At 60.4% G+C, this 21015-nt stretch carries 21 protein-coding genes; 1 reads left to right on the forward strand and 20 read right to left on the reverse strand.

What is annotated here, in order from left to right; translation table 11 throughout:
* Window positions 1-31 precede the first annotated feature (31 nt).
* Genes C7T36_RS12370 through C7T36_RS12390 form a run of 5 tightly spaced genes read right to left on the reverse strand, consistent with a single transcriptional unit; the run spans window position 32 to window position 6308 of the window.
* Window positions 32-1006: an Ldh family oxidoreductase gene (locus C7T36_RS12370; protein ID WP_045065701.1), complete on the reverse strand. Its 975-nt coding sequence runs from the start codon at window positions 1004-1006 to the stop codon at window positions 32-34.
* Window positions 1007-1047: 41 nt separating this feature from the next.
* On the reverse strand, window positions 1048-2727 hold the full coding sequence (locus C7T36_RS12375; RefSeq protein WP_239654654.1) for a thiamine pyrophosphate-dependent enzyme: 1680 nt from the start codon (window positions 2725-2727) through the stop codon (window positions 1048-1050).
* The gene (locus tag C7T36_RS12380; RefSeq protein WP_045065706.1) at window positions 2724-3602 is read right to left on the reverse strand and encodes an amidohydrolase; all 879 of its coding nucleotides are present in this window, start codon (window positions 3600-3602) and stop codon (window positions 2724-2726) included. Before C7T36_RS12380 ends, C7T36_RS12375 begins: the two co-directional genes overlap by 4 nt.
* Window positions 3603-3618: 16 nt before the next feature.
* Window positions 3619-4839 (reverse strand): L-2-hydroxyglutarate oxidase, encoded by a 1221-nt coding sequence (lhgO, locus tag C7T36_RS12385; RefSeq protein ID WP_045065709.1) that lies wholly within the window; start codon window positions 4837-4839, stop codon window positions 3619-3621.
* The gene (locus C7T36_RS12390; RefSeq protein WP_204368956.1) at window positions 4836-6308 is read right to left on the reverse strand and encodes an aldehyde dehydrogenase; all 1473 of its coding nucleotides are present in this window, start codon (window positions 6306-6308) and stop codon (window positions 4836-4838) included. The genes lhgO and C7T36_RS12390 overlap by 4 nt, the downstream gene beginning before the upstream one ends.
* A 199-nt stretch (window positions 6309-6507) precedes the next feature.
* Between C7T36_RS12390 and C7T36_RS12395 the strand changes: the two genes are divergently transcribed.
* On the forward strand, window positions 6508-6804 hold the full coding sequence (locus C7T36_RS12395) for a putative quinol monooxygenase (RefSeq protein WP_045065711.1): 297 nt from the start codon (window positions 6508-6510) through the stop codon (window positions 6802-6804).
* Between the two features lie 64 nt (window positions 6805-6868).
* Here the strand turns inward: C7T36_RS12395 and C7T36_RS12400 are convergent, their stop codons facing one another.
* The 15 genes from C7T36_RS12400 to C7T36_RS12475 form a co-directional block, all read right to left on the reverse strand.
* Window positions 6869-7249 carry a Rieske (2Fe-2S) protein gene (locus C7T36_RS12400; RefSeq protein WP_052683420.1) on the reverse strand — a complete coding sequence of 127 codons (381 nt, stop codon included), beginning with the start codon at window positions 7247-7249 and terminating at the stop codon, window positions 6869-6871.
* Window positions 7250-7427: 178 nt separating this feature from the next.
* A complete protein-coding gene (locus C7T36_RS12405; protein ID WP_052683422.1) occupies window positions 7428-8177 on the reverse strand; it encodes a dienelactone hydrolase family protein in 750 nt (249 codons plus the stop codon).
* A 15-nt stretch (window positions 8178-8192) separates the two neighbouring features.
* Entirely contained in the window at window positions 8193-9179 is a 987-nt protein-coding gene (locus tag C7T36_RS12410) for a hypothetical protein (protein ID WP_045065713.1), read from the reverse strand.
* A complete protein-coding gene (locus tag C7T36_RS12415; RefSeq protein ID WP_045065716.1) occupies window positions 9179-9565 on the reverse strand; it encodes a VOC family protein in 387 nt (128 codons plus the stop codon). Before C7T36_RS12415 ends, C7T36_RS12410 begins: the two co-directional genes overlap by 1 nt.
* Before the next feature lie 67 nt (window positions 9566-9632).
* Window positions 9633-10787, reverse strand: coding sequence for an FAD-dependent monooxygenase (locus tag C7T36_RS12420; protein WP_052683424.1), 1155 nt, complete (start codon window positions 10785-10787; stop codon window positions 9633-9635).
* A gap of 111 nt (window positions 10788-10898) precedes the next feature.
* A complete protein-coding gene (locus C7T36_RS12425) occupies window positions 10899-11351 on the reverse strand; it encodes a heme-binding protein (protein ID WP_045065718.1) in 453 nt (150 codons plus the stop codon).
* On the reverse strand, window positions 11351-12157 hold the full coding sequence (locus tag C7T36_RS12430) for a fumarylacetoacetate hydrolase family protein (RefSeq protein ID WP_045065720.1): 807 nt from the start codon (window positions 12155-12157) through the stop codon (window positions 11351-11353). Before C7T36_RS12430 ends, C7T36_RS12425 begins: the two co-directional genes overlap by 1 nt.
* Window positions 12157-13641, reverse strand: a complete 1485-nt coding sequence (locus tag C7T36_RS12435) for an NAD-dependent succinate-semialdehyde dehydrogenase (RefSeq protein ID WP_204368957.1) — start codon at window positions 13639-13641, stop codon at window positions 12157-12159. Before C7T36_RS12435 ends, C7T36_RS12430 begins: the two co-directional genes overlap by 1 nt.
* Window positions 13638-14546 carry a VOC family protein gene (locus C7T36_RS12440; protein WP_045065724.1) on the reverse strand — a complete coding sequence of 303 codons (909 nt, stop codon included), beginning with the start codon at window positions 14544-14546 and terminating at the stop codon, window positions 13638-13640. The genes C7T36_RS12435 and C7T36_RS12440 overlap by 4 nt, the downstream gene beginning before the upstream one ends.
* Window positions 14547-14701: 155 nt before the next feature.
* A complete protein-coding gene (locus C7T36_RS12445; RefSeq protein ID WP_045065726.1) occupies window positions 14702-15619 on the reverse strand; it encodes a LysR family transcriptional regulator in 918 nt (305 codons plus the stop codon).
* Window positions 15620-16173: 554 nt separating this feature from the next.
* Window positions 16174-17184 (reverse strand): ABC transporter ATP-binding protein, encoded by a 1011-nt coding sequence (locus C7T36_RS12450; protein WP_045066793.1) that lies wholly within the window; start codon window positions 17182-17184, stop codon window positions 16174-16176.
* On the reverse strand, window positions 17174-18187 hold the full coding sequence (locus C7T36_RS12455; protein WP_045065730.1) for an ABC transporter ATP-binding protein: 1014 nt from the start codon (window positions 18185-18187) through the stop codon (window positions 17174-17176). The genes C7T36_RS12450 and C7T36_RS12455 overlap by 11 nt, the downstream gene beginning before the upstream one ends.
* 45 nt (window positions 18188-18232) lie before the next feature.
* The gene (locus tag C7T36_RS12460) at window positions 18233-19147 is read right to left on the reverse strand and encodes an ABC transporter permease (protein ID WP_052683426.1); all 915 of its coding nucleotides are present in this window, start codon (window positions 19145-19147) and stop codon (window positions 18233-18235) included.
* Entirely contained in the window at window positions 19144-20094 is a 951-nt protein-coding gene (locus C7T36_RS12465; protein ID WP_045065732.1) for an ABC transporter permease, read from the reverse strand. Before C7T36_RS12465 ends, C7T36_RS12460 begins: the two co-directional genes overlap by 4 nt.
* A gap of 316 nt (window positions 20095-20410) precedes the next feature.
* Window positions 20411-20995, reverse strand: a complete 585-nt coding sequence (locus C7T36_RS12475; protein ID WP_239654656.1) for a carboxymuconolactone decarboxylase family protein — start codon at window positions 20993-20995, stop codon at window positions 20411-20413.
* Window positions 20996-21015 lie beyond the last annotated feature (20 nt).

The raw sequence follows: 21015 nt of genomic DNA on the forward strand, positions 1-21015 counted from the left end.
CCGACCTTCGACTCGGTTGCCGCCCGTGTAGCTAGCGAAAGTCTGACGGAACATCCGCTCCCAGCTTGTCGGCCGCAGTCTCGAGGTCGTCCAGAAGCTGAACATGCAGCGGTATGCCGTCCACCCGACGTTCCTGAAGCGTCCTGACCCCTGGCTCACCCGGGTATGAGATATCAGTAGTCGAATCAGCGACGGGCAACCTGTTGATGGCCTCGAGCGTGTCGTCGACCGTCGCCATGAATTCTTCCGGAGCAACAAACGCCGAGATGTCGACGGCCATCAGCACCGCATTCTGACGGTGACGCCGGCCTCCCGGCTTGTCGGAGTGAAAGCGACTGACGATCGGATTCGACGCCAACCCGCTGGCAAGAAGCTCGAGAACCAGTGACGTTCCGGCGCCGCCGATGCCATGTGACGGAATTACACTCGGCGGCAGCAACTCTGGTGCCGCCGAGAAGTCCGTCGTCGTGTCGAGCAGGACTGTCTGATGCTTTCCCGCGGGTAACGCGACGGACAGTGGATTTGTGCCCACTACTGCCCCGCCGCGTCCGGGGTAGCCCAGTGTGGGCATACCCGCCACAATCCCCATGCCCGCCATCCCGTAGTCGGCGGCTCGTGCCGTGTAGTACCCGAGAGCGCCCGTATGGACGGTGCCCCGAACGCTCACCCAGGCAATACCCACTGTGCGCGCCAGGCTCATAGCGTGATCCATAGCCGTCGACAGTGCCACGGGCCCCGGCGCAGAATCGGCATCGACGATGGCGACAGCTGAACGTGTCTGATCCACAGTGATATCCGGCGCCGGGTTGGACTCCCCGCTGTCGAACAATTCCAGGTAACGCAGAATCCGCGACACCCCATGAGCGTCGAAGCCACGAAGATTCGCCCACACCAGCGCATCTGCAATGAGGTCTGCGTGCTCCAGGGAACAGCCGGCCGCAACGAAAATGTTGCCGGCGAGCACACGCAACGTCTGCTCCTGGACGCGAACACGAGTTGTAGACATGACAGTGCCTTCCTGGATGCAAGCCGAATGGAGCGCGCTGATCAGCGCGCTACGTGAACATCTACAAGTGCGCTCGTGCCGCCGCGAACGCTGGCCAGGGCCCGCTCCAGTGCCGGGACGAGTTCGTCGGGTCGCGTCACAGTCAGCCCGAGCATCCCAAAGGGTTCGACCAGGGAAGCAGCCGACGGCTGGTCGTGGAGATTGACCCCGCGGAAGTTCTGGTCGGTCTCAGCAGCGCCGTCCGGATAGAAGCGCAGATGGTTGAGCTTCATGGACAGATACTGGTGATTGTTGATCACCACGATCAAGATGGGCAGATCCAGAGACTTCGATGCTGCCAAGGCCTGCACGATCGGGTTGTACAGGAACGACCCGTCTCCGATCGTGAGTGCGACCTCGCGTGAGGGTTCGGCAAGCTTGACGCCCAACGCCACACCGATTCCCTGACCGAGTCCGCCCTGGACGTACTGGTACCGCCCGGGCTTGTCCGCCTGAAGTCGGTCGGCGACTATACGACTGTGCGTAATCGTCTCGTCGACGACGGATGCCTCCGGGTCCAGCGCTTCGCGGAGCGCATCTACGAGATCCGCAGCCGTGATTGTGTCCGTCGCGGGCGTCGATACGACGGCAGAACGGGCTGCAGCGGAACGTAATTCGCGTCGCTGCGCAACCAGCCACTCGTCTGACCCTGCCGACTTGACGGTCGCACTCAACGCCCGCAGTGTCGGACCGACTTCACCCTCGAGGTACTGATCGGCACCGAGAATCTGATAGTCGATGTACTGGCGGTGCGGCACCTCGTCGATGACCAGGACGTCTGCTGCTGCCGGGCGATCACTTGGTGGGTACCACGGTGCACGGCAGCAGATCAGAATGATCAGATCGGCCTCACGAATAAGCTCCGAACCGGCTGCGCCGGCGTGTAACTCGTGACTGCGCGGAAAGTTGGTGGACACTGCGGCCGGCGGTTCGATCACCGGTACCGACAACAGCTCGGCAAACTCGAGCAACGCATCGAAACCATCCGGGTGTCTACCGGCGGACTCCGTGATGATGACGGGTCGCTGCGCCGCGAGGACGCGGCGGGCGGCGTCGTCGATTTCGGACGCGAGACTGATACGGCGACCGGGGGCCGGGGCCGGCCGAACTACTGCACGATCCGCATCCCACGGTTCGAGGAGTACCTCTACCGGCACGTTCAGGTAGACCGGTCCAGCCGGACCGCGTCGCGCGATATCCGCTGCGCGGACGACCGAGCCGTACAGCGTCTCCACACTGCCGACCTGAGTCGACCACTTCGTGAACGGGGCAGCAACGCTCTGCGGACCACCGACGATGGAAAGGTTGCGATACCACTGTTGCCCGGGGTCTACTTCGGTCTCACCGTACGTGATCGACTCGGAGCTGCAGACAACCATTCCGACCTGCGCCAGGAGCGCACCGTGAATTCCACACGCACCTTGCAGGAGACCTGGCACGGCATGTAGGAGAACCATCTGCGGTCGACGGGTGACGATCCCGTAACCCGTTGCCATTGCGACAGCGAGTGTTTCGTGCATCAGATCGATGTAGCGCGGCCCGTCGACGCCGTCGCGCTCCTGGTGTGCGAGCGCTTCCCACATCGGTGCCCATTCGGACCCGGGCGACGAGAAGATGATGTCGATTCCGATGCTGCGGCACGCTGCGAGGATGGCTTCACCGCCATCAACACGATCGTTCACGACTGTGCCTGCGCTTGCGCCAGAACGGGCCAGTCGAGGCATTCTGCGATACCGCGACCCATGATCCACTCGAGTTCCTGCTCGGTGAAATCGAAATGCTCGGTGAACTGCTCGACCGTGTCCGTCCACGTCAACCCGTGACCGAGCAAACGCGTGATGTCGGTACCGAAGAAACAACGCTCCGGACCCATCGCGTCCACCATCTCCCGAACGTACTTCGCGATATTGAGATTCGGGAACGGCTCGGTCGAATACCCCGGAATCGCCGACACCTTCACAAAGATATTCGGGTGCACATGCAGATCCGCGGTCTCCTTGACCCAGTACCCGATCGCGTCGTCGACACACCGAGCCATGATGCCCATGTGGTCGATGATGATCTTGAGCTCGGGATGCTTGCCCGCGATCTCACCGAGCTCCGCCTTCCACACCGGAGCATGCACCATAGTCTTGATACCCAACTCCTCCGCCAGAGGCCAGTACCAGTCGTTGGTGCCGTCGATCATCCAGTTACGGTCCTGCGGACGGTGGAACGTCAACCGCGTCCCCTTCACATGCGGATTCTGCGCAAAATCCTTCATCATCGCCGCACCCTCGACGGGCTTGTTCTGCGGGATACGAGCCATGATGCCGAACCGATCCGGATGTGCCTCACACGCCTCCAGCGCGTAATCGATGCGGTCACCTTCCCAGGACGGCGGCAAGATCAGTGCACGATCGACACCGGCCTCGTCCATCAACCCGAGAGCTTCCTCGTAGCTGAACGACTCCTCCCGATGACCGTTCAAACGGATACGCTCACGCGCACCCGGAAGCCACGGACGATCCGGAGCTTCGTCTTTCCAGATATGGATTTGCGAATCGACAATGAACATGGATCCTCTATTCTCGTTAATTGGTATTTGCGCCAGAGCCAGGTGTAAACATCTGCGAGACAACGTATTCACCGATAGCTAGAGATGACGTCGCAGCCGGCGACGGGGCGTTGCGAACAGCTGTCACCGCGCCGAGCCTGCTGATCCGGAAATCGTCGACCAGTGTTCCATCGGCGTCGACGGCTTGCGCCCGCACACCGGCCGGAGCCCGCACGACATCCGCAACGGTCAAGGCCGGGACGTAGTCCTGTGCAGACTTGACGTAGGCGCGAGTCGAAAACGACCCCTTCATCTCGTGGATGCCTGTTTTCCAGTGCTGGTGGAACAGCTTTCGCGATCCCGGCCACCGCAAGAGCTCGAAAAACTCGCGCAGGTTCACGTCGCGTCGACGATATCCCTCGCGGGCGGTTGCAAGAAGTGCATTCGGCCCGATATCCACGGCGCCGTCGACACGCGGCGTGAAGTGGACACCGAGGAACGGGTACGCCGGATCCGGGACGGGATAGACCAAGCCGTTCACCAAGTCCTTCCGCGCCGGAACGAGCCTCAAGTACTCACCCCGGAAAGGGATGATTGCCGGGCCGGCTACATCACCGGCAATCCTTGCGACAGTGTCGGATTGGAGACCGGCACACAGGACGACATGATCGAACTCGTACGAGTTGCCGGAATCGGCAACAATTGATGCCGTAGCGCCGTTCACCTGGATATCGCGAATCTCGGTGCCCAGCTTGATCTGCCCACCAGCCGCGACTATGTCCGCTGCCATCGCATGCGCCACGGCTGGATAGTCGACGATCGCTGTCGTCGGAGAATGGAGGGCTGCGATACCAGCGACATTCGGCTCGATTTCGCGAAGCTCTGCCTGTCCGAGCCAACGAACATCTGGAACGCCATTGAGCCGTGCGCGTTCCTGCAAGTCTCGCAGCGGCGCAATTTCAGCTTCGTTTCGAGCGACGATAACCTTGCCGATTTCGCGGTACACCAGTTCGTGTTCCACACAGAATTGTTTGAGGAGATCAACACCGCGTCGGCACAACGTGGCCTTGAGAGAGCCTGGAGTGTAATAGATTCCCGAGTGAACTACGCCCGAATTGTGACCCGATTGGTGAGCGCTCAACACCTTTTCTTTTTCGAAGATCGTCACTTCGAAACCGTCAAGGGCAAGCCGCCTTCCCACGGCCAGGCCGACCAGTCCGCCGCCGACAATACCGGCGCGCCGCGATCCCGCCGTCATCGTTCCACATCCGTCCGAATCGCGACCGTCTTGACCCGCGTGTAGAAGCGGGGTCCTTCCAGCCCTTGCTCTTTGAACGCCGAGCCGGATTCTCCGAAGCCTCCGAACGGCATATGTACATCCCAGCCGGTAGTGGGGTGGTTCACCGATACCTGACCGGCCTCGAGACGATCAGCGAAGTAGTACGCGTTCTTCATCGACGTGGTGAATACCGACGCAGCCAGTCCGTACGTCGTGTCGTTTGCCGCCGCCACTGCCTCGTCGAGACCGTCGACAACCTGGATAGCAACTACCGGTCCGAATACCTCGTCGGTCCAGATCGGCATGGAGCGTTCGACATTGGTGACAACTGTGGGTGCCACCCAGCACCCGTACTCGGCCATCTCAGTCGAGAGTCCGTGCCCACCGACGACGACCTCGGCCCCACTCTCGCGGGCACGCTCCACATGAGCCAGGACATCGGACTGTGCCCGCTTGCTCACCAGCGGACCCATGGCCGTATCCGGGGCATCGCCGGGCCCCAGCCGGACTGCCGCAGCAGCTGCGATAATTCCGCTGATCACGTCAGTTGCCACAGCTGCGTCCACGACCACACGACTGGTTGCGGTGCAACGCTGCCCGGCCTGACCGAATGAAGCCGCGGCGATAGCGGCGACCGCCAGCTCCACATCGGCGTCGGCGAGGACAACCGCGGCGTTTTTCCCGCCCATTTCCGTTTGCAGGCGGACGTCACGACCGGCGAGGCGCCGTTGAATCGACCGGCCTACCGCTGTACTTCCGGTAAAGCTCACCGCGTTGATGAGCGGATCATCGAGAAGCGCGTCGCCGATCTCAGCGATTTTTCCACTTGCCAATCCGAGGACACCGGCCGGAAGACCGGCGTCCTGCAGCGCCTGCGCAAGGTGCATACTGACGACGGGAGTTTCGCTGGCCGCCTTGAGAACAACGGCATTGCCCGTGTACAGGGCGGGAGCCAACTTTCTCGCCGGTGTCAGTAGTGGATCGTTCCACGGTGTGACAAGGCAAACGATGCCGACCGGCTCGGTTCGCACAGTCGTCTGGGTATTCGGACGTGCATCGGCGAGTATCTGGCCCTGCGGCAACCGCGCCAGGCCGGCGTAGTAGTCGAGGAAGTCCGCTGCCTTCCCGACCTCCACGGCGGCCTCGGCGGTCGTCTTGCCCATCTCCGCTACAAGGTCGCGCGTAATCTCTGCAGCGCGGGCCCGCAGGTTATCGGCAGCCTTGGCCATGATCTGAGCCCGCTCCAGCACCGGAGTGTTCCGCCACACGTCGGCACCGACTGCCGCTGCGTCGTACAACTGGGTCACCTCTGCGGCCGTCATGGCCGCAACGCGCGCGACGGTGATACGGACGTCCGCTGGATTGACGACCTCGAATGTGCGGTCCTCGTCCGGACGGCGCCACTCGCCGGCGACAAGACTGGGCAGAAGCCTGGGTTGAATTGTCAACCGATCGTCCTCTCAAGTAGGTCCCGAATATGAGTTTCGGGGACTTATAGAAATGGATGCTACGGCCACCGAATCCCAAAGAGGAGCACAGAATTCGCAAGCTAAGAATCACCACTCCCCGTGCGTTGCGTACTCGCGCCTGCCAGGAAGACACGTCAGTCTGTAGACGACACGTGACGGACATTCAAGGAGAACACCTATGACATTCGTATTGATCGCTCATTACCGCGCTCGCGAGTCGGCAATCGACGCGGTGACGGAATCCCTGCGCAACATGGTCGAACCCAGCCGAGCAGAGACGGGGAATCTCGTCTACCGCGTCAACGGTTCAGCGGCCGACCCGGCTGAGTTTCTCATCTTCGAGGAATACGTTGACGAGTCTGCATTCGAAGCACATCTCGCCTCGCCCCACTTCGAGCGCCACCTTCGCGGCGGCGTGTTGCCGAACTTGGAAAGCCGTGTGCGCCATGATCTGGTTCCCTTGGAGCCGAGCTGACCGTGGACACGAGCATCCCCTCGCCGAGAACTCTCGGCTAGGGGATGCTTTGTCATGCAGCAGATTACGGGTTCCGATCAGAATGAATGCGCCTCGTGGCGTCCACATACACCTCGCCGTCAACCTGGACGACCCGGTACGTCGGAATAGGTTTTCGGCACGGTTTTCTAGTGGCCTCACCGGTCTCGAGGCTGAATCGACCTTGATGTAACAGACACTCGATCTCGACGGTTTCCTCGACGAGCGGACCTTGCACCAGTCGAAACGGAAGATGGGTGCATCGACTACCGACCGCATAGATCGTCTCGCCGGCGGCGAGAACCAAGATTTCTTGTCCGTCGACGGTCGTGACCACACGTTCATTTCTCTCGACGAACGCAGCGACCGTGCCGACGCGAATCAGCTTTCCGGCTAACTGTTCTCCGTCGGTTTCAGGCACATTCATGCCAGGCTCCTCACTACTGTCCGCCCACGTATGCGGGCACCACAATCAGGCGATGAGGCAGCGGGTACGGTATGCACCGCCCGATCGTGGCGCCTCGCCGGCATGGCAGAACCAGTGGCACGTCGGCCAACAGTTCAGGCATGCACGTCTTCGTGCGTGTGGACGCTCGACTACGCGCCTACACGAGGTGACGCTGGAAGTGCTCGATAGTCCGCTTCCAGGTCTTCGCACCGATATCTTCGGGATCATCGAGCTGGGAATGGCCCAGGAATGCATGCCCGACACCCGCAACGATCTCGTAAGAGAAGCCAGAGTTGACCTTTTCCGCCCTCGCTGAGTATGCGAGGGGAACGTCGACACCGATTCCATGGTCGTCCTCACCCCAGAAAGCCAAAACCGGTCCGCTCGAGTCGTCGACCAGATCCATGGGGCGCGGCGGGGGCATTACCAGCGTCGCCTGCGGTTCCGGGAACCCGTAGTACGACACCGTCACCAGATCATCACGCAGAGACGCGAGATCCAGCGAATACGTTCCGCCCATGCAGAATCCGAGCGAACCGACAAGATCTCCACCGATCTTGTCCTTCAACCACGTTGTCGCGGTATCAAGGTCACGAACGGTCTGGGCCTCGTCCAGACTCTTACGCCGCGCAAATGCGCTCTCCAAGTCGGGACCTGCAGCAGGACCCTGGCGGAAGAAGAAGTCCGGCAGAAGAACCGAGAAGCCGGCAACGGCGAGACGAGACGCCAAGCATACGTAGAACGGGCTGGGACCGTGAATATCGGTATTCAGCACGATTCCAGGTCCGCCTCCGTCGACAGTGAAGAGCGTCGCCGGCATGTCCACGTTCTCGCCGATCGAGATCGCGATGTCCTGGCGATCGACGTTCGGCGTTACCTGACCTTCAGGAACATCCGCATGACACATTTTTGTTCTCCTTAATCAGGCGTGAATCGACGTCGACCGCTCACGGTCGAACAATTCACTGGTGGTCAACGTGCGTGGTGTGATCGACTGGGCAGCAGAGTATTCCAGGAATACGTCCAAGCTCCGCTGGTTAGCCTCGATCCCGTACGGCCAGAAGTCGGCACCCAACAATCCCTTCGCCCGCTGTGCGTGCGCTCCACTCCACGGGAATGGATAGCTCGGAACAGTGAGACTCATCGACCGCTCGACCGAGCGGTTCTTCGCCTCGGTGAAGGCATTGACCAGTCCGTCCGCAATCTCCGGGTTCGCCTCGTACACGGAACGGCGCAGTACCAAAGTGTGCATGATCGGGAAGATCCCGGTCTTCTCGGCGTAAGCCATCTCGTCGAAGGTGTACTTGGGAAAGAGTCGCTTGACCCGGCGATCCTTGCTGACAACGCATTCCGGTGGACGCGCACTGATGACTGCATCCACCTTGCCGTCGAGCAGCAGTTGATTCAACGAGGTTTCGGGGGCAGCCGTGATGTCGAAACCACTCGTATCGAGGTCAACGGGTTCGGTGCGTCCCGGTTCGTCGACACCCGCCTGGACCCACCCGATCGACTTCAGATCAACGTCGTAATCCGAAGCCAGCAGCCCGCGCACATAGACACCGGCTGTCTGGCCCCACACGGGAATTCCGATTCTTCGGCCGCTCAGATCTGCGGGCACCTGCGGGCCGTCTGCTCGCACATAGATCGAACCGTGGCGGTATGCCCTGGCCGGGAACACCGGAAGCACAACGAGCGAGTCGTCGCCCTTGCCGCGAAGCGCCGTCGACACTGCCAACGACATCTCGGCGGCGTCCCACTCACCCGCGAGAAAGCGAGAGAAGATCTCCTCCGGAGCGGAGAGTGCCGTACATTCGAGCTCACACTCGGGTACGACAACACCGCCAGTCCATAAATCCCGGTTGTGGTCGTAGTCGCCGAATCCGACCCGGACCACAGGCTTGCTGCTCATCACCAGGTGCGATCGGGGTGCCAGGTGAATTCGACGCGGTGGCCGTCAGGATCGACGACGCTACCGGTCTTGGAAAGATCGTGGCCGCGGTACGGCTCCTCGATGTATTCCTCTCCCACCTTGTCCAGGTGAGCAATGAACTCATCCCAGTCTTCGACCTCGATCGCGAAGTGGATGAGGCCCGTCTGCTCCTCGCCCTTCTCGACCGGACGGAAATGCAGATCAAAATTTCCGCGGGTCAACAGCATGGTGCCCTTCGGCGGAGCTTTGACAGGATGCACACGCGTCATCTCGAACACCTTGCCGTACCAAGCCTCGGTGGCGTCGAGGTCACTGGTGGGGAAGTTCACGTGATGGAGGCTGTGGGTTACCGACTTCGTTGTCATGATTCTTACCTTCTTTCCTGATGGGAAGTGAATGATTCCGAAAGTGCTTGTTACGCTTTATCTACGGTCACAGCGGCGCGACCATCGCATCCATGACGCGCTGCGTCAGCCCGGGCTGATCGGCGTCCGGGGTGGGATGCTGCTGCCACTCGCCGATCTGGACACACGACTCGACGACCAACTTGCAGCGGTCGAAGCGGCGCCCAACGTAGGCTTCGAATGCCTTCTCGACGTCTGCGCCGTTAGCCTTCAGCTCCTCGGCCAGAACCACGCCGTCCTCGATCGCCTGCGCTGCACCCTGACCCAGGTGCGGCGTCACCGTGTGTACGGCGTCGCCGATCAGGACAATGCGGCCCTTGTGCCACGGTGCCGGCGCTATGAGGTATTCCTCTGGGCGCAGCACGATACCGTCCGGATTGTTGAGATGGTTGTCGCGAACCCAGGCAGTCAATCCGCCGTAACCCTCGAGAAGATCTCGCAAAACGGTGTGGAGTTGATCGGCAGGAGGTCGATATCCCTGCGGGCACGCGTAGTTGAGCCAGAAGTACGCGAGATCCGGCGCGATCGGAACAAAGCCCGAGACACCCGAAGGACCACGCTGCAGAATGATGCGGTCGATCTCAGGGATACGGGGCAAGTTGACGCGCCACGCCGACTGACCGTTGTACCGGGGCTTGACCCCCTCGGGGAGGACGTAAGGGCGAACTTCGGAGCGGACTCCGTCTGCACCGACAACCAGTTCGTAGTTGTCCTGCAGACCGTCGGTGAAGACAGCTTCGACGTAATCATCTCCAGGAAGCAACTTTTCGATCGACTTGCTGTATTCGATGCGGATGCCGTCCGCGAGTGCGCGCTCGGTCAGAATCTGGTGCAACTTCGGTCGGGTGATGCCGTTCATGGCCGGGTAGTTTTCGATCCGAGCACCCGCCATCTCCGCAACCGCGTTGCCCTGCGCGTCGCACATGGTGCCCCACACCGGACTGCTCTGACCGGCTGCGAGACATGCGTCGAGCAGACCGATGGCATCCAACGCGCGCAATGCATTTGCGGGCTGGATGATACCGACACCGAAGACAGATGAATGCATATCCGGCTTCAACTCGACCACGTGGACGTCATACCCGACCCCGCGCAGCGCTATAGCCGTTGACAGACCACCGATGCCGGCGCCTACAACCAGGATGTGCCCGCGACCGTCGTTCGGACGATTCTCTTGACTCACGTTCGACCACCTTTCTTTGCCCTGTGTACTCACTTCAGCCTAGAGCGCTCGACACCCCTTCCGCCCTACCTGATTGCGAATGATTAGCTTTCGCGCACAGTCGAATACACGTCAGTGACCGCCGGCGGGTGCGCCGCCCCAGGCAGCGAACTCCAGCGAGAATCCCGCAGCGGACACTACTGCCCTGCAAATCTCTTCGTCCTCGTCAGCGGTCCCACCGGAGATACCGATTCCACCGACGATCTCACCGTCACGCTTGAGGGCGTACCCGCCCTTTGTTGCGACAATCGGATGATGCCCCATCCGGCCGACCTGAGAGAAGAAGACGGGGTCGGATTCACGCCAGCCCTTCAGCATGAACGTCGGTCGCTGCATGACGGCAGCCGAATACGCCTTCGAGAGAGCAATACTCGGAGTCATCGGGCGTGCGCCGTCCATTCGTTCGACCAACACGGCAAACCCGCCGTAGTCGACGACCGCGATACTCAAGGCCTTACCCACACCAGCCGCGTGCTCACGCGCCTGATCGACCATGACTCGCGCCTCTGCGAATTCGAGCCTCATTACTGCTCCTTCCGAACCGCCGTCGGCGGTACTTCGCTCTCGATTGGATTGCTCAATGTGCCGATTCCGGAGATCGAAATGTCGACCGTGTCGCCCGGTGCCATCGCAACCATGGCATCCGTTCCCATCCACAGCACGTCCCCCGGCGAGACGGTAACGTACTTGGATAGCTCGACCAGATAGTCGTATGGATCGAAGATCATTGCACCCGTGCTGAATTCAGCACGCACCTCGCCATTGACCCGCACCTCGGTGCGCGAGTGCATCGGATCGACGTCCGTCGTAATCCATGGCCCCATCGGTTTGAATGTGTCGCTGTTCTTGGCCCGCCAGAACGACCGGTCCGAGTGCTGCCAATTTCTGGCACTCACGTCGTTTCCGATCGTCCACCCGAAAACACTCTCGATTGCTTCGTCACGCGTGCATCGCCGCAATCCACGACCGATCACGGCAACGAGCTCGCCCTCGGTTTCAAAGCGCCCCTCACAGTCTGCCGGCTTCACGATCGGCTGACCGTGCCCGATCAGTGCGCTGGACGCGCGATATCCCACCTCTGGACGAGTCGGAATCTCGACGCTGGACATGCCATGCAGCTGTGCATGTTTGATGTGGCTGGTGTAGTTCATTCCGACACACAGAAACGACGCAGGGATCACCGGCGGAGCAAGAACTACACCCTCTACCGGCACTACCTGCCCGGAGAGTCGATATACCCCGAACGGCGAACCCTCGACGATTTCGATGACATCATCCGAGACGATTCCGTGGCGTGTCGCCCCCTCGTGCTCGATGCGGCACCAGCGCATCAGATCGCCATCCGGTGCGAGATACGCTTGGTGACGAGATAGCCGTCGAGTCCTTCCGATCCGCCCTCTCGACCGAAACCACTCTCTTTGAATCCACCCGACGGGGCCTGCGGAACCGAACCACTGGCGTGGTTGATGGACAGAATTCCTGCCTGCAGCCCGCGAGTCAGAACGTCGGCGGTGTCGGCCCGATGCGTGAACGCGTAAGCGGCCAAACCGAAGGGAAGCGAATTCGCCAGGTGCAGAGCGTCATCTAGATCCGAGTACGGAAGGATCGGTGCAATAGGACCGAACGGCTCCTCGATCATCACGGCAGCATCCATCGGAACGTCCGTCAGAACAGTTGGCGTGTAGAAGAATCCCGGTCCGGACAGACGATGACCACCGGTGAGGACATTCGCTCCACGACGACGAGCGTCCTCGACCAGATTCTGAACTGACGCAAGTCTGCGTTCGTTGACGAGCGGGCCCATCTGGACACCTGCGGTCAAGCCATCGCCGACCGTGATCTGTTCTGCGGCAGCGACAAAAGCTCCCACGAACGTCTCGTACAGGCTCTCGTGCACGAAAAACCGGCTCGGAGAAGTACACACCTGACCGGCGTTGGCGAACTTCGCACGCGCACTGGACTTAGCTGCAGCTACCGCGTCTACATCCGCGCAGACGATGACCGGAGCGTGACCGCCCAGTTCCATCATCGACGGCTTCATCGCTGCGCCGGCCATCGCGGCAAGCGACTTGCCAACCGGGACAGAACCTGTGAAGGCGACGAGACGTACGATCGGCGACGGAATCAGGTGCTCGGAAACTTCTGCCGGGACACCGAACACGAGGTTCAGGACGGACCCAGGCAAGCCGGCGTCTTCGAAGCAGCGCACCAACTCGCAGGCGGTGGCCGGTGTCTCCTCCGACGCCTTGATCACGATCGAGCAGCCGGCCGACAGCGATGCCGCGATCTTGCGCATCGGGCTACCGGCCGGGAAGTTCCAGGGTGTGAACGCCGCAACCGGGCCGACCGGCTCACGAACAACACTGAGCGTCTCTCCGGGCCCGCGAGGGATGATCCGGCCGTGAGCTCGCAGTCCTTCCTCACAATTCCAGTCCAGAGTGGTTGCAACACCGGCAAGTTCACCTCGGGACTCTGCGAGGGCTTTGCCTTGCTCGATGGTCATGATGCGGGCGATCTCTCCCGACCGCTCACGCAGAAGCGTCGCCGCACGGTGCAAGATATGTGCCCGTTTGTCCAGTGGCATATCTCGCCACACCACAAAGCCGCGTTCGGCTGCAGCCAAGGCTGCATCGAGGTCCGACTTCTCGGCGAGTGGCACGTATCCCAGAACCTCTTCGGTGGCTGGATTGACGATCGGTTCACGGCGCGAACCACTCCCGTCGGTCCAGCGTCCGTCGATGTACATTGCAATTCGGGGGTAAACACCCGCGACCGTCTCGGATTCTCGAGCAGTCGGGGAAAGGCTTTGACTCATGACTCGCCATCCTTGTTCGTCAGCATTGTCCAGCGGTGATGCGGTGGGGTGACCTCGTGAACGCGGGTTGTGTACGACTCGTCGACTCGGTCCATATCTGCGGCATACTCGGCACGGCCACCGCAGGGCGCATGGAGAAACCGAAATACGTTGGACCCGACGGTATGGCGCCCTAGACGTCGGGCCTCGCGCCAACCGCGTTCGATCATCTGGTTCCCGCCGAGGATCACTTCGTCGAAACTACGAACCTCGTAGGAAATGTGGTTGATACCGGCCCGGTCAGGTCGGTGGCATAGCAGCAAGTTGTGCTGGTCGTCGTCACCTTCGCACTGCATGAAGGTACCCATCGGCAACACGTCATCGGTGATTCGGAACGCCAGTCGCTCTACGTAGAAGGCAACAGCCTCACGGTGGCCGTCCTTCGGTATGTTCCACGCGACGTGACACATACGTAGCGGGAACACCTGATCTGGCGCTGACGTCGGCACATTCCAACGCTTCACTGCACCATAACGATTCGTCTCGTCAGTGGTGACGGGAGGGTCGACGATGGCGGCCACCGCCAAGCCCAGGCCGAATCCGGTCTCATCGTGTGTATGTGCCACGCCGTCTGCGTCCACGTCAACGACGCGATCGCGCCGCAGGTCCTCGATCAACCCGTCCAGACTCTTCGCTGTATCGACGCCCCACACGAGCTCACGCAGCGTCGACCCGGACTCCACGGCCGGAGGAAGTGTGGGGTCGTCGCGGCGTCGCAATTCCACTATTTGACCGACACGCGTAGCCAGTTCAGCACCATTTCGATCCGCAACCTGCAAGGTCAGACCGAAGTCTTCGAAGAATCGTACGCATGTTTCGAGGTCTTCGACCCCGTAGCGTGCACGCTCGATACGAAGGATTGCCACAGATTCGCGCTCCTCACTCCACGCCGGTCCCGGCACGGATTTCTACCGCAAAGCCATTGTGCTTACACGGATTACGGTGAACGCTATTGCGCTCGAACCGCAACTTCAATGCCTTGGGCGTGCAGTTCGCGCATACTAATCGTTCGCAGAACGACTCATACCGACGCAAATTGCGGCATCGGGTTCTTGGCGAACCAGGCTGAGATGTAGTCAAGGAAGACGCGCACCTTGCGCAACGTGTGAACACCAGGCGAGTGAACGGCATACAACGCCCGGGTGGGTGCGCTGTAGCTTGGCAAAACTTGCTGCAGGACAGCATTTTCCAAGTCTTCCGCAACCGTTCTGACCGGTAGCAGGGCCAAACCACGCCCGCGGACCGCGGCCTTCCGCAATGTGAGGTAGCTGTTCGAAGAATAGACCGGGGTCTGCGGACGCACGTGAGACTCACGCCCCTCTGCGTCCAGTAGATGCCAGACAGGGTCGTTCGGATGGAGTAGACAGTCGTGATCGTTCAGATCTTGATTACTCAACAGTGGACTGTGTTTTGCCAGGTATCCAGGTGAACCGCAGAGGACGAAACGGATGTCCGCCACCTTCCGAATGAGCATCGTCGAGTCACGGAGATCCCGCGTGTGAAAAGCGACGTCGTATCCTTGGTCCAGGAAATCGAAGGCCCTGTTCGACATCCCACCAACTTCGAAACGCACTTGTATCTTGGGGTGATCCACCGCAAAATCGGCGATAGCTTCGCCCAGATCCAGATTGCCGATCCACTTGGGGCAGATGACGGCGAGAGGGCCTTCCGCGAGATCACGTAATCCCCTGATCGCGGCTTCCTCCGCGTCAAGTTCCCGCAGCATCCGTTGTGCAAAGTCGTAGTAGCGTCGACCAGCGGATGTCAGACTGACAGCCCGCGCCGTGCGGTTCACCACGCGAACGCCCAGTTCCTTCTCCAACTCGGAAACATGCCGTGACACAAGCGAACCCGAAATCCCCAGCTGGCGGGCCGCACGGCTGAATCCACCCTGCTCACCAACGCCGACAAAGCTGCGCATAACTGTGATGCGGTCCATATTCTCTCCTCCACGTGTCGTAGACCATAGTAAGGAGATCTTCTCGAGGCACAATCCAGTCTCACTGAGATCCCACTGCATAAACGCCCGACGCACAGATTTCGGACGACGGCGCCCACCGCCGACGCTGCACCTCGTTGCGCCAGTGCAAATCTCGGCTCGGACTTGACCTGACAAGATGCGAGCCGCCGACCGCCCCGACCGGACGACCCTTCGACTTCGACGTCAGCGCGATCATGTCGAACCGGGCTTTTGGTTCGAATAATGTTGCTATGGAGAGTATTCAGGACTTCAACTGCACCAATTCACCGGTGCGCAGCAAGCGCGAAATCCAGCACGTGGAGGCCCCTTCCGACCAGTGTTCGTGAGCCTGACCGGGTGGACCGAGGCCCTGACCGAGACCGAGAAATGAAGAATCGGAGTTCGATCAGGGGACCGCCATTACACAGACCAGTGAGGCGACGATCCGCCGGTTCGACCGTCACTCACAGGAAATTCACACGAGATACATAGACAAGGAGGACATCCACTGCCCCGGTAGTGACCACGCACCGTCAATTTGCGACCAGCGGGAGAGCATCCGTTTCGTGAAGCGGATAGTGGCACGCTGCGAACTGGCCCGCCCGAACCTCACGTATCTGAGGTTCCTCACTCGTACAGCGCGACTGCACTTGCGGACAGCGAGTCTGAAACCTGCAACCTGGCGGTGGCGCGAGCGGCGATGGAACGTCGCCCTCGAGGGCAGGACCGGCAAACGCCCGATCAGGATCGGTCAGGGGAACCGAATCGAGAAGAGCGCGAGTATATGGATGGGCCGGATTATCGTAGAGCTCAATGGAATCGCCGAACTCGCATACCTTGCCCAGGTACATCACCATCACTTTGTCGCTGAATGAACGCACCACTCCGAGATCATGGGCGATGAAGACCACGGTCAGGTCGTACTTGCTCTTCAACTCCTCCAGCAAGTTGAGGATCTGCGCTTGAACGGATACGTCGAGCGCCGAGACCGGTTCGTCGCAGATGAGAAGGCGCGGATGCAAAGCCAATGCCCGCGCGATTGCCACGCGCTGGGCCTGTCCACCGGACAGCTGCCGAGGCAACATGTCGGCGAATCGCTCGCTCCCCAATCCCACCTGAGTCAGCAGCCCTTCCGCGGCCGTCTGTTTCTCCTGCACACTCGAACCAGCGATTGAGAGGCCCTCGACTACAACCTCTTTGACTGGTCGGCGCGGATTCAACGAGGCTACTGGGTCCTGGAAAATCATCTGCATGTCACGGCGCAACTCACGCAACTGCTTCTTGCCGGCCTGCTCGATCTGGTGTTCAGCGAAGCGAATTTGTCCGGAAGTGATGTGATCCAATCGCAGCACCGCGCGACCCGTCGTCGACTTACCACATCCCGACTCCCCCACAATGCCCAGCGTCTCACCTGGTAACACATCGAAACTGACCGTCGACACCGCCTGGACCGTGCCGGAATTTGTGTGGTATTCGACCACCAAATCAGTGACACTCAACAGCGCGTCATCCCCGCGCAGATGCGCGACGCCGCTACCTGCCAACGAACTCACCTCCTGAAAGTTCCGGCACCACAGTGGTAACCGGGTGAAAGCACGACACTTCGTGTTCCAGCGCCACCGGAGTCATGGTCGGTGCTGATGTCCTGCACGCATCGGTGGCATACGCGCAACGAGGGGCGAAACGACACCCGGTGACATCAGCTGTGGGGTCCGGGAGCGAGCCCGATATGAGTTGAAACGGAGTGTGCCGCTCATGTCCGATCGTGGGTGTGGCAGCGAGTAATGCGTGTGTATATCTGTGCCTTGGCGCCTCGAATACCTTTCGAGTCGAGCCGATCTCGGCGAGTCGTCCCGCATACATCACCGCGACCCGGTCGGTACGACCCGCCACCACGGCAAGATCGTGACTGATCAGGATCATCGACATGCCACGTTCGCGTTGGACACTACGCAGTAGGTCCAGGATCTGACGTTGCACCGTGACATCGAGCGCCGTGGTCGGCTCGTCCGCGATCAGCAGGTCTGGTTCCGCCGCCAGTGCAATCGCGATCATCACTCTCTGACGCATTCCACCGGACATCTCGTGCGGGTAGTTCCGCAGACGTCGCTCCGGGTCCGGGACTCCTACCTCTTGAAGCAACTCCAAGGCCCGCCCCTTCGCGTCCGATCGACTCACACCGAGGTGCTTGCGCATCCCTTCGGTCAGCTGCCGTTCGACCCGGACAACCGGATTCAAGGATCGACCAGGGTCCTGGAAGACCATCGAGATGTGCTTGCCCCAGACGTCACGCTGCTCGCCCTGCGGCAGCGACAGCAGATCACGGCCCTGGAAGTACACCTCACCCGAGCGCGCCGACCGTCCAGGCATGAGGCCCATTATTGCCCTGGCCATCACCGATTTTCCGGAGCCGGACTCACCGACAACCCCCAGCGACTGAGCGGGGTCGACGTCCAACGTCACATCGTCGACTGCTCGAACGACTCCCCGTGACGTACCGATGTATGCACGCAGGTTCCTCACTGCGAGAAGTGGATCAGTACTCATAAACGGTTCAACCTCTCAGATGAAATGCGGGACAGGACGCTTCGATCAGCTCTGCATGGATCGGTCAAAGCGATGCCGCAGGTAGTCGCCGATCTGATTCAGTGCGAAGACGGTGAAGAAGATCACCGTGGCGGGGATGAAAACCAAATGTGGATTGTCGGCGATGGAATCCTTGCCGTCGTTGATCATTCCGCCCCATGACGGCGTCGGCGGCGGAATACCCAAGCCCAAGAAGCTGAGCGAGCCTTCCGCCACGATCATGGTCGCCATCACGATCGGCAGGTACGCCGCCAGGGGTGGCAGGACATTGGGAAGAATCTCCTTGAACAGGATGCGGCCGTTGCCTGCGCCCATGTTCAGTGCAGCCCGGACGAACTCCCTCGCGGACCACGTCAGCGTGTTCGCTCGCGCGAGCCGTAGGAACGTCGGAATACCCGTAATTCCAAGGCCGATAATCAGAATCGTGACACTGGGCGTCATGATCGTCGTCAGAGCCAGCAGGAGAATGAGGCCTGGGAATGCCAGCATCACGTCGGCCAGCAGTGTGACAATAGCGTCGCTCCACTTGCCGAAGTAGCCGGCCAGGAGACCGATCAAACCGCCGATGACAAAACTCAGCAGTCCCGCAATGGTGGCGACAAGCAGAGATACCTGTGCGCCGTGAATCACTCGCGACAACATGGACCGGCCCAATGCGTCTGTACCCAGGAAGGTATCCAGCGACGCGAAGTCCATGCCTTGTCGAGGAAGACCTATCGGCTGCTCGTACGGCGCGATCGGTAGGATTCCCGCGAACACTGCCAGCAGCAGGATCAGCCCAATCCAGAAGAACGACAACCCGACCAGTATCGATCGCGACTTCTTCGCTTCCGGTACGTGAGGGAGATGCCGACTATCTTCCACTAGAGCTTCGACTGGCCTCTTGACCGGAACATCGTGCACCGGATTCGTGACGATCATACTTTGACTCCTCTTCGCACCCGTGGATCGATTACTCCATAGCTGAGATCGACCAAGGTATTGACAAGCACGTAGACAACGGCGATGAATGCCACCACGCCCTGCACCATGATCACGTCACGCGAGACCATCGACGACGCTGCGAGTTGACCAAGACCTGGAAGCGAAAACAGTGTTTCCACAACGACTGTGCCTCCGATCAGCCTTCCGAGATTGATACCGAGAACGGTAATCAGCGAGAACGACGACGGCCGTAGCGCGTGACGGAACATCACATATTTGGCGCTCATGCCTCTGGCCCGCGCCGCAGCGATGAAATCCTCCGACAGAGTGCTGATCAAGTCGGAGCGCAGCAACCGATGGAACGCGGCAATTTCTGTCAGAGCAATAGCCATCGCCGGCAAGAACGCGGATCTCAGGTTGGGCCCGAGACCCTCGCTGATCGGTGTCCACCCCATGACGGGAAACAGGCCAAGCTGAATCGCGAAGAAGAAGATCAACACCGGGCCCGCAATAAATGCTGGTACAGAGAGGAATACGGACGACAGCGCGTTCAGACCGCGATCAAGTCCACTTCCGGGAAACGACGCGCAGAGCACTGCAAATAGAACTGATACGACGAGCGCAATGCCCAATCCCAGTGCCGCCAGCTCCAGGGTGACCGGCAGCCGGTCGAGAATTGCCGAGCTGACCGACTGACCGGTGAGAGGTGATGTGCCAAGATCCCCGTGGAGCGCATCACCTAACCAGTTCACGTACTGCTGCCACAGGGGCACATCGAGACCGAGCTTGCTGTTCAGTGAGGCGATGGCGTCTGGCGTGGCGTTCTCGCCCAGGATCACCTGCGCTACAGAACCTGGCGTGATGCCCATTACCGCAACCACAGCCATAGTGACGAGGAGCATCACGAGCAGACTTCGGCCAATCCTTCTCGCCAAGAGCTTCATTGGACTTCTCTCCTTACCAACCTGCGACGACCTACCCGAGTGTCGAACTCTCGGGATGTTCGCGATGTCATTTCGTGAGCCATAGCTCGTCCGTCAGCCGAGAACCGGTCTCGCTCGATGTCGATCAGCACGACGCCACGCATGCGATTGCCCGAAATTGCGGTATTGCACGGCGAGGAGCCAGTCATAAGTACGCCATCGATCCTCTATTTCGAATCATCATTCACCTTTCGACCGTCGCATCGGAGGTGGGCGAGAGCACCACGCATTCGCTGAAGGTGTCTCGCCGCTTACCTTCCCGAGGAGGTCTCGAAGATTAGGCCGAGCCCGCGTTTGCGGCCGCCGGAACCTCGACGCGGCGATAGCCTTCGATGTCCGGGTAGGGCGAGGTGCGGTCAGGTTGCAGATCGACCTCGAAGGTATTGAGAAGCATCGCCAACATGGAGAAGTTTCCGAGACTGCCGATGATATCGACAAGTCCGTTGTCGCCGAAGGCATTCAGCGCTTCCGCGAATACTTCGTCCGAGACGAAATGGTTGCCGAGAATCTCCTGAGAGAATCGATACAGAATCTGCTCGTCCTCGGACTCGAAAGCAGGCTCCTCGCGACGGGCCAGTCGTTCGATACTCTCACGCGAGACGCCGGACTCAACCGCCTTGTCCACGTGAGCATTCCACGAGTACTGCGCATCAAAGAATCGTGCGGCGATCAGCAAGCTCAGCTCCCGCAAGCGCAAGGGCAGACTCGACTCGAACCGGCAGTACGCACCCAAGGCCTCGACCTTCTCACACAGCTCGGGGCTGCGCAGCCAGATGAGGAACGGCCCTCGGACAGCACCGCGGCGACCGGCGATCCGTGCACTGATCTCGGCTTGACGTTCGTTGAGATCGGTTAGTGGCATGAGACGCATGAGAAACCTCC

This window comes from Rhodococcus sp. AD45-ID (genome assembly GCF_003023755.1).
GTDB lineage: Bacteria > Actinomycetota > Actinomycetes > Mycobacteriales > Mycobacteriaceae > Rhodococcus_F > Rhodococcus_F globerula.

What these genes read in the sequence shown, in the direction of transcription:
- C7T36_RS12370 (WP_045065701.1), bottom strand. Translation starts at nt 1,006, where the DNA reads ATGTCTACAACTCGTGTTCGCGTCCAGGAGCAGACGTTGCGTGTGCTC.
- C7T36_RS12380 (WP_045065706.1), bottom strand. Translation starts at nt 3,602, where the DNA reads ATGTTCATTGTCGATTCGCAAATCCATATCTGGAAAGACGAAGCTCCG.
- lhgO (WP_045065709.1), bottom strand. Translation starts at nt 4,839, where the DNA reads ATGACGGCGGGATCGCGGCGCGCCGGTATTGTCGGCGGCGGACTGGTC.
- C7T36_RS12395 (WP_045065711.1), top strand. Translation starts at nt 6,508, where the DNA reads ATGACATTCGTATTGATCGCTCATTACCGCGCTCGCGAGTCGGCAATC.
- C7T36_RS12400 (WP_052683420.1), bottom strand. Translation starts at nt 7,249, where the DNA reads ATGAATGTGCCTGAAACCGACGGAGAACAGTTAGCCGGAAAGCTGATT.
- C7T36_RS12405 (WP_052683422.1), bottom strand. Translation starts at nt 8,177, where the DNA reads ATGTGTCATGCGGATGTTCCTGAAGGTCAGGTAACGCCGAACGTCGAT.
- C7T36_RS12410 (WP_045065713.1), bottom strand. Translation starts at nt 9,179, where the DNA reads ATGAGCAGCAAGCCTGTGGTCCGGGTCGGATTCGGCGACTACGACCAC.
- C7T36_RS12415 (WP_045065716.1), bottom strand. Translation starts at nt 9,565, where the DNA reads ATGACAACGAAGTCGGTAACCCACAGCCTCCATCACGTGAACTTCCCC.
- C7T36_RS12425 (WP_045065718.1), bottom strand. Translation starts at nt 11,351, where the DNA reads ATGAGGCTCGAATTCGCAGAGGCGCGAGTCATGGTCGATCAGGCGCGT.
- C7T36_RS12430 (WP_045065720.1), bottom strand. Translation starts at nt 12,157, where the DNA reads ATGCGCTGGTGCCGCATCGAGCACGAGGGGGCGACACGCCACGGAATC.
- C7T36_RS12435 (WP_204368957.1), bottom strand. Translation starts at nt 13,641, where the DNA reads ATGAGTCAAAGCCTTTCCCCGACTGCTCGAGAATCCGAGACGGTCGCG.
- C7T36_RS12445 (WP_045065726.1), bottom strand. Translation starts at nt 15,619, where the DNA reads ATGGACCGCATCACAGTTATGCGCAGCTTTGTCGGCGTTGGTGAGCAG.
- C7T36_RS12455 (WP_045065730.1), bottom strand. Translation starts at nt 18,187, where the DNA reads ATGAGTACTGATCCACTTCTCGCAGTGAGGAACCTGCGTGCATACATC.
- C7T36_RS12460 (WP_052683426.1), bottom strand. Translation starts at nt 19,147, where the DNA reads ATGATCGTCACGAATCCGGTGCACGATGTTCCGGTCAAGAGGCCAGTC.
- C7T36_RS12465 (WP_045065732.1), bottom strand. Translation starts at nt 20,094, where the DNA reads ATGAAGCTCTTGGCGAGAAGGATTGGCCGAAGTCTGCTCGTGATGCTC.
- C7T36_RS12475 (WP_239654656.1), bottom strand. Translation starts at nt 20,995, where the DNA reads ATGCCACTAACCGATCTCAACGAACGTCAAGCCGAGATCAGTGCACGG.